Origin of the sequence: Pseudomonas brassicae, from assembly GCF_010671725.1 — a bacterium.
In the GTDB taxonomy this organism is placed as follows: domain Bacteria; phylum Pseudomonadota; class Gammaproteobacteria; order Pseudomonadales; family Pseudomonadaceae; genus Aquipseudomonas; species Aquipseudomonas brassicae.
Genome location: NZ_JAAHBU010000346.1, coordinates 1 through 2,423, shown reverse-complemented (window position 1 = coordinate 2,423; position 2,423 = coordinate 1). Strand labels below are relative to the sequence as shown.

Below are 2,423 nucleotides of genomic sequence, written 5' to 3'. Positions count from 1 at the left end.
GCCAGGTTGAACCAGTCCGAACGCCAGGAGCAGATCGACAGTCTGGTGCAGGAGCTTTAGGGCCCCTTCGCTGGCAAGCGCGCCTGGCGCCGCTCACCCCGGCCTCCCCCAGCATCCGCTCGGTGGGCCGGCGCGTGGTCGAGCCCTGCTCACGCATCAGCAGGCAATGTGCCGATCTCCACCGACACCTCCACCTGCGGCAGGCGCTCGCGGAAGATCTTCACCAGGTCGAGAATGTAGTACGGCGCCTTGACCATCGGCATCAGCCGCGTGCCGTGAACTCAACATACCGCCTCTTACTTTCTGAGCAGGCGCAAGCCGTTGAATACCACCAGCAAGCTCACGCCCATATCCGCGAACACCGCCATCCACAAGGTCGCCATGCCGGTGAAGGTGATCGCCAGGAAGATCGCCTTGATGCCCAGCGCCAGAACGATGTTCTGCGTGAGGATCGCCGCGCTTTGCCGCGAGAGCCTGACGAAGGCCGGGATCTTGCGCAAGTCGTCATCCATCAGCGCCACGTCGCAGTCTCGATGGCGGTGTCGGTGCCGGCCGCCGCCATGGCAAAGCCGATCTCGGCCCGTGCCAGCGCCGGGGCGTCGTTGATGCCATCGCCCACCATGCCGACCCGATGGCCCTTGGCATACAGGCCTTCGATGGCCTTGAGCTTGTCGGCCGGCAGCAGGTTGCCACGTGCTTCATCAATGCCCACCTGCGCCGCGATGGCCTGTGCGGTGTGCGGATTGTCGCCGGTAAGCATGACGGTCTTGATACCCAGGGCGTGCAATTGGGCAATGGCCTCGCGGCTGCTTTCCTTCACCGTGTCGGCCACGGCGAACAGCGCCAGCGGGCCAGAGGCGTCGAGCAGCAGCACCACGGTCTTGCCCTGGCGCTCCAGTTCATCAAGCTGGGCTTCGAGCTCGGGCGAGCACAGGCCCAGTTCCTCGACCAGGCGATGGTTGCCCAGGTGGTACAGCACGCCGTCGACCTTGCCGCTCACGCCGCGCCCCACGAGGGCCTGGAACTCGCTGACCTCGGCCAGCGGCTGCTCGCCGGCCTGTTGCGCAATGGCCATCGACACCGGGTGATCGGAGCGCCCGCCAAGGCTGGCGGCAATGTGCTGGGCGGTGGTTTCGAAACGGGCATCGAGCACACGGAAGTCGGTTTGCACCGGCTTGCCGTGGGTGATCGTGCCGGTCTTGTCCAGCGCCACGAAGTCCAGTTTGCGCCCGCCCTCCAGGTACACGCCGCCCTTGATCAGGATGCCCTTGCGCGCGGCGGCGGCCAGGCCGCTGACGATGGTCACCGGGGTCGAGATCACCAGCGCGCACGGGCACGCCACCACCAGCAGCACCAGTGCGCGGTAGATCCAGTCGAACCACAGGCCACCGAAGAACAGCGGCGCCACCAAAGCCACTGCCAACGCCAGGGCGAATACCACCGGGGTGTAGATGCGCGAGAACTGGTCGACGAAGCGCTGGGTCGGGGCACGGGCGCCCTGGGCTTCCTCGACCGCCTTGATGATGCGCGCCAGGGTCGATTGGCCGGCGGCGGCAGTCACTCGATACTCCAGTGCACCGGACTGGTTGATGGTGCCGGCAAACACCTTGTCGCCGGGGCCCTTCTCCACCGGCAGGCTTTCGCCGGTGATCGGCGCCTGATCGATGCTCGACTGACCCACCAGCACCTCACCGTCCAGGCCGATGCGCTCGCCGGGGCGCACGCGCACCAGGGCGCCCAGCGCGACCTGCTTCACGTCCAGCGCCTGCCACTGGCCGTCGGCCTGCTGCACCGTTGCCGTGTCGGGGGTCAGTTGCATCAGGCCGCCGATGGCATTGCGTGCACGGTCCAGCGAGTGCGCCTCGATCAGTTCGGCCAGGGTGAACAGCACCATCACCATGGCCGCTTCCGGCCACTGGCCGATCAGCACGGCGCCGGTCACGGCGATGCTCATCAGCGCATTGATGTTCAGGTTGCGGTTCTTCAGGGCGATCCAGCCCTTCTTGTAGGTGCCCAGGCCACAGCCGAGAATCGCCACCAGCGCCAGCAGGGCCACCGCCCATTCGGGGGCGGCGTTGGTGAAGTGGACGATTTCGGCGCCCAGCGCGGCCACACCGGACAGCGCCAGCGGCCACCAGGTTTTTTTCGGTGCGGCACGGCTGGCTGCCTCACCGGCCTGGTCCAGCGGCTCGGCGTGCATGCCCAGCGCGGTGATCGCCTGTTCGATGCCGAGGGTGTCGGCGTGGGTATGGGTCACCCCGAGCACGCGGTTGATCAGGTTGAATTCCAGCTGCTCGATGCCGTCGAACTTGCCCAGCGTGTTCTGGATCAGGGTCTGTTCGGTCGCAGTCCATGGCCTCGATCCGAAAGCGACTGAGGCGCGCGCCGTCGCTGGTGGTTTCGCGCAGTTGCACGAGTGCCGG

Annotated in this window: 1 pseudogene; it reads right to left on the bottom strand. The window is 66.8% G+C overall.

The features are described 5' to 3' along the window. Window positions 1–296 precede the first annotated feature (296 nt). A pseudogene (locus G3436_RS21155) lies at window positions 297–2,423 on the bottom strand (heavy metal translocating P-type ATPase); the annotation flags it as partial.